At 69.0% G+C, this 15479-nt stretch carries 11 protein-coding genes; 3 read left to right on the top strand and 8 right to left on the bottom strand.

Annotated features, from left to right (window positions below):
- The first annotated feature begins 10 nt into the window (after nucleotides 1-10).
- On the top strand, nucleotides 11-1015 hold the full coding sequence (locus tag ACX1D3_RS06110; protein ID WP_458996098.1) for a glycosyltransferase family 2 protein: 1005 nt from the start codon (nucleotides 11-13) through the stop codon (nucleotides 1013-1015).
- Here ACX1D3_RS06110 and ACX1D3_RS06105 read toward each other — a convergent pair.
- Both ACX1D3_RS06105 and ACX1D3_RS06100 read right to left on the bottom strand, forming a co-directional pair.
- On the bottom strand, nucleotides 1008-2309 hold the full coding sequence (locus tag ACX1D3_RS06105) for a sensor histidine kinase (protein ID WP_458996097.1): 1302 nt from the start codon (nucleotides 2307-2309) through the stop codon (nucleotides 1008-1010). The genes ACX1D3_RS06110 and ACX1D3_RS06105 overlap by 8 nt on opposite strands.
- A complete protein-coding gene (locus ACX1D3_RS06100; RefSeq protein WP_458996096.1) occupies nucleotides 2306-3019 on the bottom strand; it encodes a LytR/AlgR family response regulator transcription factor in 714 nt (237 codons plus the stop codon). Before ACX1D3_RS06100 ends, ACX1D3_RS06105 begins: the two co-directional genes overlap by 4 nt.
- Nucleotides 3020-3108: 89 nt before the next feature.
- Between ACX1D3_RS06100 and glf the strand changes: the two genes are divergently transcribed.
- Nucleotides 3109-4248 carry a UDP-galactopyranose mutase gene (gene glf, locus ACX1D3_RS06095; protein WP_458996095.1) on the top strand — a complete coding sequence of 380 codons (1140 nt, stop codon included), beginning with the start codon at nucleotides 3109-3111 and terminating at the stop codon, nucleotides 4246-4248.
- Nucleotides 4249-4365: 117 nt separating this feature from the next.
- Here the strand turns inward: glf and ACX1D3_RS06090 are convergent, their stop codons facing one another.
- The 4 genes from ACX1D3_RS06090 to ACX1D3_RS06075 form a co-directional block, all read right to left on the bottom strand.
- A complete protein-coding gene (locus tag ACX1D3_RS06090) occupies nucleotides 4366-7323 on the bottom strand; it encodes a glycoside hydrolase family 3 C-terminal domain-containing protein (protein WP_458996094.1) in 2958 nt (985 codons plus the stop codon).
- A 51-nt stretch (nucleotides 7324-7374) separates the two neighbouring features.
- The gene (locus ACX1D3_RS06085; protein WP_458996093.1) at nucleotides 7375-7785 is read right to left on the bottom strand and encodes a hypothetical protein; all 411 of its coding nucleotides are present in this window, start codon (nucleotides 7783-7785) and stop codon (nucleotides 7375-7377) included.
- Between the two features lie 98 nt (nucleotides 7786-7883).
- Nucleotides 7884-10271, bottom strand: a complete 2388-nt coding sequence (locus ACX1D3_RS06080) for a glycoside hydrolase family 3 N-terminal domain-containing protein (RefSeq protein WP_458996092.1) — start codon at nucleotides 10269-10271, stop codon at nucleotides 7884-7886.
- Nucleotides 10272-11034: 763 nt separating this feature from the next.
- On the bottom strand, nucleotides 11035-11448 hold the full coding sequence (locus ACX1D3_RS06075; RefSeq protein WP_458996091.1) for a CBS domain-containing protein: 414 nt from the start codon (nucleotides 11446-11448) through the stop codon (nucleotides 11035-11037).
- 351 nt (nucleotides 11449-11799) lie between these two features.
- On the opposite strand from ACX1D3_RS06075, the gene ACX1D3_RS06070 reads away from it, so the two are divergent.
- Entirely contained in the window at nucleotides 11800-12738 is a 939-nt protein-coding gene (locus tag ACX1D3_RS06070; protein WP_458996090.1) for a putative endonuclease domain-containing protein, read from the top strand.
- Between the two features lie 188 nt (nucleotides 12739-12926).
- On the opposite strand, the gene ACX1D3_RS06065 is transcribed toward ACX1D3_RS06070, so the two are convergent.
- Nucleotides 12927-14123 carry an SDR family NAD(P)-dependent oxidoreductase gene (locus ACX1D3_RS06065; RefSeq protein WP_458996089.1) on the bottom strand — a complete coding sequence of 399 codons (1197 nt, stop codon included), beginning with the start codon at nucleotides 14121-14123 and terminating at the stop codon, nucleotides 12927-12929.
- Nucleotides 14120-15478, bottom strand: a complete 1359-nt coding sequence (locus ACX1D3_RS06060; protein WP_458996088.1) for a PHP domain-containing protein — start codon at nucleotides 15476-15478, stop codon at nucleotides 14120-14122. Before ACX1D3_RS06060 ends, ACX1D3_RS06065 begins: the two co-directional genes overlap by 4 nt.
- Between the last annotated feature and the right edge of the window lies 1 nt (nucleotide 15479).

Raw genomic sequence — 15479 nt, 5'->3', positions numbered from 1 at the left:
GATCACCACCGTGACCACCCTGACGCTGGCAGTGCCGAGCTACAACTCGGCCGCCTACCTGGACCGCTGCCTGGACTCCATGCTGCCGTTCGACGAGGACCTCGAGGTGATCGTCGTCAACGACGGCTCCTCGGATGACACCTCGGCCATCGCCCATCGCTGGGCCCAGGCCCACCCTGGTCGGGTCCGCGTCGTCGACAAGCCGAACGGGGGCCACGGCTCTGCCGTCAACGCGGGTCTGGACGCCGCGACGGGCCGCTACTTCAGGGTGGTCGACAGCGACGACTGGCTGGACCGCGGCGCCCTCACCGCCCTGCTCGGGGTGCTGCGCGGCCAGGACCGGCTGGACGCGGTGGTCACCAACTTCGTCTACGAGAAGGAGGGGCGTGAGCGGCGGCACACCATGCGCTACCGCAGGTCGCTCCCGCTGGGCCGCGAGTTCAGCTGGGAGGAGGTGGGCCGGTTCCGGGCAGATCAGGGCATGCTCATGCACTCGCTCACGTACCGCACCGCGGTGCTGCGCAACTCCGGCATGCGACTCCCCGAGCACACGTTCTACGTCGACAACCTGTATGCCTTCCTGCCACTGCCCTACGTCCGGCGGATGCGCTACCTCGACGTCGACCTGTACCGCTATCACATCGGCCGCTCGGACCAGTCGGTGCACGAGAGCGTCATGCTCAAGCGCCTGGATCAGCAGCTGAGGGTCAACCGGCTGATGATCGACGCGCTGCCCTCGCCCGGCACGACGCCGAAGGCGCTCCACCGCTACCAGGTGCACTACCTCGGGCTGGTGTGCGGGGTCTCCTCCATCATGCTGATCCGCTCCGGCGCGCCGGAGCACCTGCGCATGAAGCGCGACCTCTGGAGGGAACTGCGCGCTGCGCACGCCCCCGCCCATCGACGGCTCCGCCGGAGCAGCGTCGGCGCGCTGGTGAACCTGCCCGGGCGTGCCGGGCGCAAGGTCTCGGTCTGGGCGTACCTGGCGGCGCAGCGGGTCGTCGGCTTCAACTGAGCGGCAGCAGAACCGTCAGGGTGAACCAGTTGTCCTTGTCGGCGACGGTGGCCTGCCCGCCGTACTTCTCGGCGGCGAAGCGGATGCTCTTCAGCCCGAGGCCGTGGGCTCCGCCCACCTTGCGCGTGGCCAGCTCCCCTTCCTCGTAGCGCAGCTTGCCGTCGAAGTAGTTCTCGAACTTGAACACGACGAAGCGGGCCTGGTTGAACACCGCCACCCGGATGATCCGGTGTTCCGGGTCCTTCAGCCGCTGCACCGACTCGATCGCGTTGTCGAGTGCGTTGCCGAGGATGCTGGCCAGGTCCATCGCGTCCACGAAGCCGAGCGCCGTGCCGTCGGCCACGCACGTGAAGTTGATGTTGCGGGAGCGGCAGTAGCGCGCCTTCGAGGTCAGCAGCGTGTCCAGGACGGGGTTGCCGGTGTCGAAGGCGGCGCCGAACTGGTCCAGCGATTCCTCCAACGCGTCGAGCTGGAGCCCGCGCTTGTCCGGATCCGGCTCGGTGCGGATGACCGCGAGATGGTGCTTGAGGTCGTGCGAGGCGCGGCTGACCTGTTCGATGTCGCGCTTGGCGGCGAGGTACTGGTCATGCTGCGTGCGCAGGATGGCGTCCATGGCCGCGAGCTCGAGGTCCGCGCGCTGCTTGCGCAGCTGCTCGTGCTGGGCGTAGAGGGCGATGTAGCCCGCAAGGTCCACCAGCGTGCGGATGTAGAACACCTCGATGGAGATCTCGCCGCTGAAGGGGGTGTTCGGCGTGATGAAGCTGAGGTTGCTGAGCGCGAAGGTGGTCACCGCCATGGCGACGGCGATGCTGAGCATGCGAGGCCCGACGGCGGGCGCCGTGCCGTCGAAGTGCCGCCGCTCCAGCATGTGGGCCGCCCCGAACGCCGCGGCGTACAGGGCGAGCAGCACGAGCGTCGGGACCAGGCCGGTGACCCCGGGCTCCGGGTGGAAGTAGAAGGCGTGGATCTGCCACTCGAGGGAGGCGACGAGCTCGGCGAGCACGAACGCGCGGGCGGTGACATACCCGACGTCGCGGAAGCCGACGGACGTGGCGGCGGCGATGAGGCCCACCATGCCGGCCACCGCCAGCGCCATTCCCACGGTCCACAGGTGGAGGGGCAGCGTCCCGGCGAACAGCTGGATGCCGACCAGCGCGGCCAGGCCGACGACGAGCGTGGCGACGGTGCCCACCACACCCCAGCGCCTCGGCAGCACGAGGATGTAGACCACGCAGGCCAGCCACTCCGCCAGCCCCGTGATCTCGCGGGGGATGTTCGGCAGAACCTCGGTCACGCCGGGTTCCCGCCGAAGTAGCCCGTGAGCGCCTCGAGGAAAGGCTTCTTCCGTGCCCGGCTGACCGGCAGCGAGATCCCCCCGGTGAGCCGGGACTCACCGTTGCTGAAGCCCTCCACGTGGCGGAGGTTGACCAGGAGGAAGCTGTTGGAGCGGTAGAAGCCGCGTGGCTCGAGCTGGGCGGCCATCTCCTTGAGGGTGCCGATCATCGACAGCTTCCCGTCGGCGGTGTGGAACACCAGGCGGTGCTTGATGCTCTCGACGTAGATCACGTCCGCCAGGTTGACCCGTAACACCTCGCCGCCCACGCTGAGCACGATGTGATCGTCGCGGGAGCGCTCGAGCCGTTCCAGGGATCGCTTGAGCTCCTGGGAGAACGCGAAATACGGGACGGGCTTGAGGAGGTAGCTCATGGCGTCCACCTCGTAGCCCTTGATGGCGAACTGGGCCATGTTGGTGACGAAGATCAGGATCACGCCGGGGTCCACCTCGCGGATCAGGCGGGCGGTGGCGAAGCCGTCGAGGTTCTCCATCTGGACGTCGAGGAAGATGATGTCGAAGCGGGGGCGGTAGGCCGCGGTCAGCTCCGACCCGTCGGCGAACTCCTCGACGGCGAACTGCGCTCCGTGCTCGTGCTCGTAGCGCGCCAGGTACGACTGCAGGAGGTTGCGGCTCTCCTGCTGGTCGTCCACCACTCCGATGCGGATCATGCACGCTCCTTCCGGGTGCCACACAGTATCAATCGGCGCCGGGCCCGTCGCTGGTAGCCTCGCCACTGAGCTGCCTGCCGGGAGGAACAATGGATCTGTTGGTCGTGGGCTCCGGCCTGTTCGGGCTGACCATCGCGGAGCGGGCCGCCACCGAGTTGGGGCTGCGGGTCACGGTCGTCGAGTCGCGGGACCACATCGGCGGAAACGCGTGGAGCACGGTGGACGAGGCCACCGGCATCGAGGAGCACCGCTACGGTGCGCACATCTTCCACACCTCCAACGAGGCGGTGTGGGCCTACGTCAACAGGTTCACCGAGTTCACCGGCTACGAGCACCGCGTCTACGCACGGCATCGCGGCGAGGTGTTCCCCCTGCCGATCAACCTCGGCACCATCAACCAGTTCTTCCGGGCCGGCCTCAGCCCGGACGAGGCGCGCCGGCTCATCGACGAGCAGGCAGGCGAGCTGGCGGGCCGCGAGCCGGGCAACCTCGAGGACAAGGCCATCTCGCTCATCGGGCGGCCGCTCTACGAGGCCTTCATCCGCGGCTACACCGCCAAGCAGTGGCAGACGGACCCCAGGGACCTCCCCGCGGGGATCATCACCCGCCTGCCGGTGCGGTTCACCTACGACAACCGGTACTTCTCCGACGCCCATCAGGGCATGCCCCGCGACGGCTACGCCGCCTGGCTGGAGCGGATGGCCGACCACCCGCTCATCGACGTGCGCCTCGGGGTGGACTTCCTCGAGGGCGGGCACGAGCTCAGCCGTGCGGCCGCCGTCGGGCAGGTGCCGATCGTCTACACCGGGCCCCTGGACCGCTACTTCGGCCACCGCTTCGGGCCGCTCGGCTGGCGGACGCTCGACTTCGACCGCCAGGTCCTCGACGTCGACGACCACCAGGGCACCGCCGTCATCAACGAGTGCGACGAGGACGTCGCTTACACCCGCACGCTGGAGTTCAAGCACTTCCACCCGGAGCGGACGCACCGGTCCGGCACCGTCGTCGTGCGGGAGTACTCGCGCTTCGCAGAGGGCGGGGACGAGCCGTTCTACCCCGTCGCCACGCCCGAGGACCGGGCGCGGCTGGAGCGCTACCGCGAGGCGTCGGCACAGGAGCCGCGGGTGCTGTTCGGCGGGCGCCTGGGCACCTACCAGTACCTTGACATGCACATGGCGATCGGCTCGGCCCTCAGCCGCTTCGACAACACGGTGCGCGGCTGGTTCTGACCCCCGGCCTGGGACCCGCGGCGGGCAGCAGGCCGCCGGGAACGCACAACGGTGCGGGGCCCGCGCATCGCGGACCCCGCACCGGGTGGACCTGGACCGTGTGGTCAGGGTGTGGCCTCAGGCGGTCTCGGTGGCTCCGCTGTGGCGACGCACCCGGCGCCACACCAGGAAGCCTCCGAGGAGGACCAGCGCACCCACGACGGCCGAGGCCGCGTACTGGATGTAGACCCAGGTGGGCGGCGTGTAGTCCACCGTCGCGCCGGGGGCGAGCCCGTTCATGGCGTTGGAGTTGGCCACGGTGAACAGGATGTTCTCCGTCGCGTTGCGGATGTCGGTGACCGCCTTGGCCGACGAGGTGTCGTTGAACGACTTCGACGGCTGGAAGGTCAGCGTGAGGTCCGTGCCTGCATGGATGGACTGGTTGGGGTTCATGTAGGGGTAGAGGTTGAAGTCCGAGATCGCGAAGCCCTCGAATCCCCACTCGCCACGCAGCACGTTGGTCATGAGCGCCTCCGAGCCACCGGCCCAGGTGGTGCCGATGCGGTTGAACGAGCTCATGATGCCCGCAGCCCCGATCGTCGTCTCCTCGATGGTGCCGTCCTGGTCGGCGATGTAGGTGACGTCCATCGTGATGTCCTTGACGGCCATCTCGAACGGCTTCAGGTAGAGCTCGCGGATCGTCTGCTCGTTGGCCCACGTCGCGATGCCGTTGTTGACGCGGTTGGTCTCCTGCTCGTTGAGCGCGAAGTGCTTGAGCATCGTGTAGACGCCCTTCTCCGCGACCCCGTTGGCCACCGAGGTGAGCAGCGCGCCCGACAGGACCGGGTCCTCCGAGTAGTACTCGAAGTTGCGGCCGCCGAACGGCGAGCGGTGCAGGTTGGCCGCGGGCGCGTACCAGCCGTTGATCCCCTTCTGCAGCGCCTCGTTGCCGAGCATCCGGCCCATCTCGGTGCCGAGATCGACGTCCCAGGTCTGCGCGATGAGGAACTGCGACGGGTAGGCAACGCCGTTGATGGACGAGTTGATGAAGGAGGAGAAGCCCGCCGGGCCGTCAGGTTCGAGGGTCTGCGGCTTGGCGATCGACCCGATGCCGGCGGTCTGGTAGGCGCCGTTGAGCAGCAGGTCGGTCATCTCGCTCACTGTGAGCGAGTCCATGATCTCGTCCCACTTGGGGTCGTCCTTCGCCAGCCCGCGCATGTCGATCAGCGTGAGGTCGGAGTCGTCGCCGGTCGCCTGCTTCTCGCCGTCGAACCCGGCCGCAGCGGCCTCGTGGTCCCAGGGTGCGAAGCCCGCAACCACGGCGTCGTCGGCCACGAACTGGTCGGCGGTCGGCGCGGTCGGGAAGGTGCCGGCGAAGTCCGCGCGCGACATCGAGAGGATCTTGCCCTCCTGCGGCTCAGACACGAACTGCGCGGAGACGTCGTCGAACTGGTTGGTCACCTCGCTGAGGTCGGTCGAGCGGTGGTTGTCGCCGGAGTACACCACCTCGTCGGCCACGGTGTAGGTGATGGGCTCGGTGCCGGCCGCGACGGTGTGCGAGTCGGTCCGCAGGCTGATCTCGTAATCGCCGGCCTCGAGGACGTAGGCGCGGCTGTCGAGGTGGTCGTAGGACGCCATGTCCTCCACCGCGACCTCGAGGGTGAGGGTCTCGGAGGCGCCGGGCTCGAGGAGGCCGGTCTTGTCGAAGGCCCCGAGCACGACCTCGGACTTCTCGATCCCGCCCTCGGTGTAGGGCGCGGTGTAGTAGAGCTCCACGACGTCCTTGCCCGCGGAGTCACCGGTGTTGGTGACCTCCACCTGGACCGACACCGTGCCGTCGACGCCGCCCGCCTCGGTGGAGACGATCTCCCAGGTGAAGTCGGTGTAGCTGAGGCCGTAACCGAAGGGGTAGACGACGGCCTCGTCGTAGTCGATGAAGCCCTCGGCCGCCGCGGTCTCGTAGTACCGGTAGCCGATGTAGATGCCCTCGGCGTAGTTGACGAACGGGGCGTCGGAGGTCAGCGTCGCGTTGGACGTGGCCTGCTCGACGGCGGAGACCGGGAAGGACGCCTCGATGTTGTCGTAGATGAAGTCGCCGAAGTTGACGAAGGTCGGGTCGGCGGTGAAGTCGGCGGCCCACACGTCGGCCGTGCGCCCCGACGGGTTCACGTCGCCGGTCAGGACGCCGCCCAGGGCGCTGAAGCCGCTGGCGCCGGGGGAACCGGCAAGCAGGACCGCGTCCACCCCGGGATCGTCCTGGACGTCGCCCATCTCGATGGTCGTGGACGCGTTGACCACCACGACCACGGTCTCGAAGGACTCCTTCGCGAGCTCGATCAGGTCGCGCTCGTCCTGGTTGAGCTCAAGCTGGTGCTGGCCTTCGGCCGCGTTGTCGTCCCAGTCCGCCATGTCGCGGGTCAGGTCGCCGCCCTCGCCGCCCGGGCGGCCGATGAAGACCACCGCCGCGTCGGAATAGTCGGCGAACGAGGCCTGCAGTGCCTCGTACTGACCGACGGGCAGCTCACCGATGTTGTAGCTCGACGCCCCGGGGTTGTCCATCTCGATGTGACCGCGGCGGTTCTCCGCCGCGAACGCCTCGATGGCCGCGTACACCTGGTCGTTGACCTCGAAGCCCGCGCCCTCGAGGCCCGCCCGCGCGGTCACCGCGGACCGCGTGTCCACGGAGCCCGAGCCGGCGCCACCGAAGACCGGGTCTGCAGCGGCTCGACCCAGCATCGTGACCTTCGAGGCCGACGCGAGCGGCAGGGCGCCCGCCTCGTTCTTCGCCAGGACGATGCCGCCCGCGGCGATGTCCTCGACGAGGCCCTTGGCCGCCTCGTCGACCTCATCCATGCTGGCGAAGTCCGAGGTGTAGTACTCGGTGTCCCACTCCGCCGATTCCTCGGAGTTGGTGAAGGTGTAGGTGCCGGACCCGAGCTGGGACGCGACCCATCCGCCTCCGGCGACGAGCGCCACGTTCACGGCGACGAGCAGCGCGGTCACCGTGGCGAGCACGGGGATCCAGATCCACAGGAACTTCTTGTTCGACATGGGCGCCTTCTGGCGACCGGCGTCCTTCTTGGGTCGGGCGTTCACTTCTTCTCTCCTTCGAGTACTGGCGTCGTGGGTGTCCTCCTTGTCGGGGGACTACTCGGTGACCTCGGTGATGGTGCCGTCCTGGTCGATCTGCCAGGTCTTGCCCGTCTCGGCGGAGTCGGCCTCGATGGTGAACTTGCCACCGTCGATCTCGATCGTGCCCTGGACGCGCTCGGTGGCCTCCGAGTAGGTGTAAGGCATCACGAGGAGCCCGTACTTGACGGTGGGAGCGTCCACATCGCTGGCGAGCATGACCTGGGCCCAGTCGTCGTCCTCGAGCGCCTCGAGGACGGTCTGGCGGGCGGTCTCCAGGTCCGCGGCCACGTCGATGTTCTGGGTGGCCTGGCTGCTTTGAGCGGCAGTGCCGGCGCCGTTGTCGCCGGAGTAGGCGGTGACGCCGAGGGCGCCGGTGAGGGCGATCAGCAGGCCGAGTCCGGTGGTCAGGATCTTGTTGGTCTTCACAGTGTCTCCTTGTGGTCTCTGGCCTCGGGCTGGTCCCTAAGGCCGGTGGTGGGGTGGCCGACGGTCGGTTCCGTCGGCCACCCCTGTGGCGGTTGGCGTCAGCCGGCGATGGGGCCGGCGTAGTTCAGGCCGAAGCCATAGTCGTACACGTTGCCGTTGGCGTCGGTGTAGGGGGTCATGTCCTTGGCGACGTCCTCCTGCTGGGCCTCGACGGTGTCCATGTTGATCGGGAACTGGATCGGCAGGCGGCCCTTGGGCTCGTACAGCCCCAGGGAGACCTCGATGAGGGCCTGGTCGCTCGTGCCGAAGCCGACGACGATCGCATCGGACTTGGCCTCGAACTCGGCCGGGATCACGGGGTTGGTCGCCTTGAGGACGGTCACCACGGGGATGTCCTTGCCGCTGGCCTCGACGGCCGCGACGGCCCGCTCGAACGAATCCAGGTCGGCCTCGTTCGCGATCCGCGAGGTGTTGCCGAAGTAGGAGCGGTTCTGCTTGGTGCCGTCCGGAAGGATGTCACCCGAGATGGACTCCTTGCGCACGTTCTCGCCATCGGCGGTGTAGGGGCGGTACTGGAGGGACAGCGGGTACCACTCGTCGGTCTCGAGGTCGTGGCCGATGTTGGAGAAGTTGCCGCCGTTGTCCGGGCTGTCCATGCCCACCAGGACGAGGTCCACATTGCTGAGATCGGGAGCGGTGTAGCTGGTGACCACGCCGTCGGCGTCCGTCACGGCCTCGTCGGTGACGACGGTGCCGAAGAACTGCTCGGCCGTCTCGACGTCGATGCTCGGACCCTCGGTGTACTCGCCGGGGCCGAAGGCGCTGGCGAAGCCGTTGCTGTAGGACCGCGGGATGTAGACGGTCTTGTCGGACCAGTCTGCGGCCTCGGCTGCGGCGATGGTGCCGCCGTCGTTCTTGACCATCACGACCGAGTCGAGCTGCGCGGCGTAGCCGGCCGCAACCTTGTCGTCGCTGGCCAGGATCTCGGACGAGACCTCGGGATCGAGGAAGGCGCTCTCGTAGAGGCCCGGGTTGAAGAGCATCGAGAGGATGCGCGCGCCCGACTCCTGGAAGCGGGTCTCGGCGTCGACCTCGAGCTCGCCGGCCTCGAACTTCTGCTGCCACAGCTCAGCGGCCTCGAGGATGAAGGTGGCGTCGTTGACGCCGCCGAACATGTCGTGGCCCGTGCCGAGCACCTCGAGGTAGCGCTCCGCGGGAGCGAGGTCCTCTGCGCCCCACGCCATACCGAAGAACGCGCCCTCGTCGTTGGCGCCGCTCATGACGCCCCAGTCGGTGACGACGACGCCCTCGTAGCCGTTGTCCTCACGCAGGATCGACATGCGCCCGTTGTCGTAGGCGGTGCCGACGCGCTCGCCGAACAGCGGCTCGCCGTTCGCGTCCAGGGCGATGGAGTAGGCGGTCATGACGGCCGCCGAGTCGAGCGAGCCCAGGAAGCCTGCGGCGTGCTCGTCGAAGTTGTCGCCGGGGTAGACGCCGTACTTGCCGGCATCGGTGTGGCCCTCACGGCCACCCTCGCCCGGCCCGTCGCCGGCCCAGTGCTTGATCATCGCGTTGACGGACTCGGAGCCCCAGACGTCCTCGCCGCCGGTGCCCTGGAAGCCGTCCACGTAGGCCGCGGCCAGCTCGGTGTTCTGGGCGACGTCCTCGCCGAAGGTCCCGCCGACGCGCAGCCAGCGGGGCTCGGTGGCGAGGTCGATCTGGGGGCTCAGCGCCGTGGCGATGCCCAGCGCGCGGTATTCCGCGGAGGCCATCTCACCGTAGTTGCTGGTGTGCTCCGCGTTGAATGTCGCGGCCAGGCCGAGGCTGGAGGGCCAGCGGGAGATGTCCGCGCCCTCTGCGTTGTAGCCGCCGGAGCCGGCGGTCGAGCGCGGGTCGGAGCTGAAGTTCACGGGGACGTACGGGGTCTCCTCGGTGGCGAGCGTCTCCACGTACGCCTGCATCTCGTTGACCCACGGGACGGTGGTGGTCGCATCGCTGCCCGCGGCGTTCAGCACGTTGCGCAGGTTCGACTCGGTCAGGTAGGTCTTCTGCGCGTCGGTCAGGCCGTCGGCGGGGGTCCGCTCGTGGGAGCTGAACAGCATCAGCCCGGCGATCTGCTCGATGGACATCTGCCCGGCGAGGTCCGCGGCACGCTCGCTCGCCTCGACGCGCCAGTCCTCCCAGGTGTCGAGCTCGCCGTTGGCGTTCATGTCCTTGAACGCGTAGGTGGCGCCGTCGATCTCCTCTTCGAGCAGGGTGATGCCGCTCTCGGAGCCGTAGGACAGGACGGGACCGTCACCGGGGTTCTCGACGACCATGAACGTGGTGTCGCCGTCGGTGACCTCGCGCTCGGTGTAGCTGCCGGTGGCGGCCGACTCTGACGTCGGCGCAGGGGACTCGGACTGCCCGGGGCCCGCGGTGCATCCCGCGAGTGCCATGGCGGCGATCCCGGCGAAGGCCATGATCCGAACTGAAGAACGCTTCATCGGACGCCTCCCGCAATCGCGTGCTGGTGAACCATCATCACTCTCTCCTCGTTGAGTGTCGCGGGCCGATGACGGTGGCGGCTCGGGAGGCGGACGCTTCTGTCCGCACACCCGTCCCGTCCGGCCGTCACGGCCCTGGTAAGGACTCGGCACCCGCTTCGTGGAACCACTTCCCTCGGCGTGCCGGCAGGCACATATCGGGTAGTCGGAGTCACGCCACGTGGGCCGAGACACACTCAATCAGCCACGAAATCGCGAGTCGGGGGCGTGCGCACAACCTGTCGGTCTATGCGCACAACCTGCGCGCTGGGGCCGACCGGCAGGGATGGGCGTAGGGTGGTGGGCCGTGTCGAGGTCCTCCCTGGGGCGGGACGCGCGGTCGCCGTGCGGTCAGGCCCGGGGGGGGAAGGGGACGGGATGGATCGAGGGTTGATGTGCCGGGGACACAGAGACGGGGCCGCCCGAAGGCGACCCCGTCCCGCTCGTGGTAATGCCAGGCGTGGCGTCAGTGACGCTCTGCCCTGAAGTTGAACCTATCGGCGAAGCTCGTCGTTCTCGATCAAGCTGCCGGGGCCTTCATTGGCCTTACCGGTGGACTCTTGATTCTGATGTGCGCAGCCCATACTTTGCCTCCCGAAATGTAGGTAACAGGACAGGGTCCACGGTACCCCTCCCCTTCAAGCAAGGGAAGGGTTCGACGGCTTCGAAGACTCCGACCGATCAAGTTCCCCACACGCGAGTGTCGGACGATCGGCGCCGTGGGTCAGCGCTGCGAGATGTCCTCGACGACGTCACCGGTGGTACGGGCGTCGAGATCCCGGGCAACGTCGGCCTGGGCGATCACGCCCACGAGCCTTCCGCCGTCGACAACGGGGACCCTGCGGACCTGCCGCTCGCCCATCACGCGGGCCACCTTCTCGGCGTCGTCGTCGATGTCCGCGGTCACGACGTCACCCGTGGCGATCTCGGCGACGGTCGCGCTCGACGGGTCCAGCCCGTCGGCGACGCCCCGGACCACGATGTCGCGGTCGGTGACGACGCCTGCCAGACGGTCGCCGTCGAGGATGGGCAGCGAGCCGACGTTGAGGTCCCTGAGCCGACGGGCCGCCTCAGCCAGGGTCGCGGTGGGCGCGAGGGTCTCCACCGGCGTGGTCATGATGTCGCGTGCTGTCTTCATCTTTCCTCCTACGGTCATGGGCAGCCGGACGGGCCTCCCACACTTGCCAGTACCCGCTGCGGTGCAGTCCAAACGCCTCCACCGGCCATCGGGACCGGCATCACGCCACGCCCGCCGACCAAGGCGGCGGATCTGGTGTGGTGTGGTCGCGACCACAACTGCCGCCCAACGATCGGTCCGGCGCGACGTGGGGCCAGAAACCACTGACCGGCGGATCTGGTCGCGTAGTCGCCGCCAGAAGTGCCGCCCAAGGATTGTCCGGGACGCGACGGTGTTGTCAGGTGGCCCTGAGGTGTTGTCTGTGTCCAGCGAACCGGTGACGCGGTGAGGCCGGCTGGGCAGGCTGGGCCTATGCATCCGCGACAACACCTCTCCCCGAGCCTCCACGCGCTCGCGGGCCGCCAGGAGGGCGTGCTCACCACCGCGCAGCTGATCGACGGAGGGCTGTCCAGGGCGGTGGTCCGACGGATGGCGCGCGAGTGGGTCAATCCGGCTGACGGTCTGCACCTGACCTCCGGCGCGACCTGGCTGGCGGCCGCCCACGCCGGGCTTCTCCGCGGCGGGAGTGGATCCGTGTTGGGCGAGGACGCCGCTGCCCATCTCCACGACGCCGTCCGGGACGCCCCGTCGCGGATCGCGGTCTGGACCGAGGCCAGGCGCGACGGCTTCACCGTCGGGGAGTGGACCGTGGTGTACCGACGAGGAACGAGGAACGGCATAGGCAGCCCACCTCGGACGTCCGTGGCGACATCGCTGGTCGATCTGGCCCGGGTGAGCTCGGAGGACGCGACCATCGCGGCCGTGGCGCGCGCGCTCGCGCAGAACCGGACCACCACCACCAGGATTCTTGCCGCGCTGGCGGCACGGCAACGGACCAGACACTCGGCGGTCATCAAGGAGTTGTGCGGCTTCGCGGGCAATGGGATCGAGAGCGCACTGGAGTGGCGTTTCCAGAGCCAGGTACTGCTCCCCCATGGGCTCCCGGTGCCCGAGAAGCAGGTGCGCAGCGTCGTCGGGCGCGGGGACGCGCTGTTCCGCGACGCGCTGCTCGCCGTCGAGCTCGACGGCATAAGGGACCACACCGAATGCTTCAAGGACATGGCCCGCGACAACGCGCGCCTCATCGCCGAAGGGACCGCCACGCTGCGCTACGGGTGGCAGTCGGTGACGCTCGAAGCCTGCGCCGTCGCGGCCCAGCTGGCCGACGCGCTGACCGCCCGCGGTTGGGACGGCGAGAGACTGGCCTGCCCACGATGCCCGCCCGCCAAGGCGGCGGATCTGGCGGCGTAGTCGCGACCAGACTACCGCCCGATGATCGCCGGGAGGATAGACGCTGGGCACGGATTCACTGAGCGGCGGATCTGGTCGCGTAGTCGCCACCAGAACTGCCGGATAGTGGCCGACGACGGCGCCGGAAACGCAGAGCGGCGGATCTGGTCGCGTAGTCGCCACCAGATCCGCCGCTCAGGCGTCAGGGGTCAGCTGCTGAGCATGACCTGACCGCCGGTCACCGGGATGGCCTGGCCGGTCTCGTAGGCCTGCTCGACGATGTAGTACACCGCCCGCATGACGTCGCCGCCCGTGGTGCCACGGCGCAGCGGCACCTTGGCCTCGTAGAACTCGCGGACCTCGTCGACGGTGGTCGCGCCCGGGACCTTGCCGGAGCGCAGGTACTGCACGAACAGCCCCCGGTCCGGGTCCGACCAGAGCGGGCCGTCGTAGAAGTTGCCGGGGCAGATGGCGTTGACCTTCACCCCGTGCTCGACGAGCTCCAGCGCGAAGCTCTGCACCAGGCCGATGCCGCCGAACTTCGAGCCGGCGTAGGCGCCGTTCTTGTTCGAGCCGGTGAGACCGGACTTCGAGTTGATCTGGATGATGTCGGTCATCCAGCCCGGTGCCGCCTTGTGCTGGGCGGCCAGCAGGCGGCCCAGGTGCTTGGTGACGAGGAAGAACGCCGTGTAGTTGATGTCCGTGGTCAGCGCGAACGCGGACAGGTCCTGCTCCAGCACTCCCCCGGCGCGGACGATGCCCGCGTTGGAGATCACCAGGTCGAGGCCGCCGGTGGTGGCCGCGATCTGCTCGGCCATCGCCGCCACCGAGGCCTCGTCGGCCACGTTGACCGTGATGGCGGCCGCGCGGTCGCCGAGCTCGGCGGCCAGGGCCGCCGCGCCGTCGCCGTTGAGGTCGGCGATGTAGACGAAGGCTCCCGAGTCGATCAGGCCGTGGACGATCTCCGCGCCGAAGCCCTGGGCGCCGCCGGTGACGACGGCGACCTTCCCCGCGACGACCGCGGACCGCGAGGCGGCGCTGCGCGCCTCCGCGGTCCGGGCGCCGGGGAGAGGCGTGAGGTCGCCGAGGGTGCTCGCCGAGAAGGCGAAGCGCTCCCCCGCGACCTCGACGACGATGTCGCCGGGGAGCGGGAGGTCGGCGTCGGCGAGGGCCTGGGGCAGGTCTGCGATCGCGGAGACCTTCTTAGGCCTCGAGGCCGACTCCGTCGGCACCTCAGCCAGCGGGTCAGGCGTCGATACCGACTCCGTCGGCACCTCATCCAGCGGGTCGGGCGTCGAGGCCGACTCCGTCGGCACCTCAGCCAGCGAGGTCAGGAGGACGGGGACCCCGTACTTCGCCAGGTAGGCGCCCCGGACAACCGGGGCGATGTCGACGATGCTGCTCATGCCAGAGCCCTCCTCAGTTGACTGACGCTCTCCTCGACGGTGGTCTCACCGGCCACCAGGGACCGGCCGAGCGCCCCGTAGCGCGCCACCCGGTCCGTCAACCGGAGGACCGCCAGCGGCGAGTCCGGCGAGAACAGGCCCAGCGACGCGCTCTCGTTGGCCAGCTGCTCGTGCGCGACCATCGCCCATGTGGCGTCGTTGAGGTGCGCCAGCTCGGGGCGCTGCAGCTCCGGGCAGTTGAACACCTGACGCGGGGTGTTGATGTCCACGCCGGAGACCTCCAGCAGGCCGTGCTCGGCGGCCAGCTCGGCCACCCGCGCCATCTGCTCGGCCGTGTTGCGCGGCGGCATGTAGGTGATGGCCGGCATGCCCATGCGCTCCAGCTCGACGAACAACTCCTCCAGGAAGTCGTCCTCGAACTTCTCCGCCTTCTTGTCCCCCGTCGGCGACGCGGTGACGTCGCCCAGGTAGGCGTAGGCCGGGATGGCGCCCACGGACTTGGCGAAGGCGATCACCTCCGCCATGCTCGGGCACTCCCCTCCGTCCTCGAGCCGCTCCGGCACCACGTAGATCTGGTCCAGGAACTCGGCCTTCATGACGCCCAGCAGGTCGAACACCAGGTGCGGGTTGTCCGGGTCCGCCAGCTGGTCCGCGACCTTCCCGGAGAGGGTGAGCCCCATCTCGGCCAGCCCGTCGACGAGGGACTGCCCCGGCCCGAACCGCTCGATGAGCTTCGACGCCATGGCCGCCAGCAGGTGACGCTCGGTCACCGTGCCGCCGCGCAGGAACTGCGAGCGCGCGACGATGTCGGCCTCCACGTCGATCAGCGGCGCGCCGAGGCGGCCGAGGATCTCGTTGGCCCGCTCCACCATGGCCGCGGTGCGCTTGAGGCGCGCCTCGCGGATGGGCACCAGGTACTCGGCCACCTTGTCCCGCGACGAGGCGGGGATGCCCTGCACCGTCATGTAGGCGATGCCCGCGGTGTCCGGGTTGTTGAGCTTGCGGGTGTGCATCGGGGCGTTGCCGGAGGCCACCTCGTCGGCCGTGTGCACGTAGACGCGGCACTCGAAGCCGGTCACGGCGCCCATGCCGAGCAGGGAGGCCGCCTCCGCCATCTCCGCGGCGGCACCGGCCGAGTCGTGGTCCACGGAGCCCACGACCATCAGCCCGGCCTCACGCGCCCGCAGCGCGGCCATGGCCGGCGTGTAGGGGCTGAAGCTGTAGATGGTGTGGACGTGGTTGTTGGACTCGGTGACGAACTCCGGGAACTCCGGGCCACCCTGCAGGTACTCCCGCAGGGCAGCCAGGCGCTCTGCCGGCAGCAGCGTCGGATCGTTGATCGCGTCGCGGGACATG

The organism is Tessaracoccus yangjingae (assembly GCF_054483935.1).
Note: the sequence above shows the minus strand (reverse complement) of the source record. Positions and strands in the feature narration are given on the sequence as shown.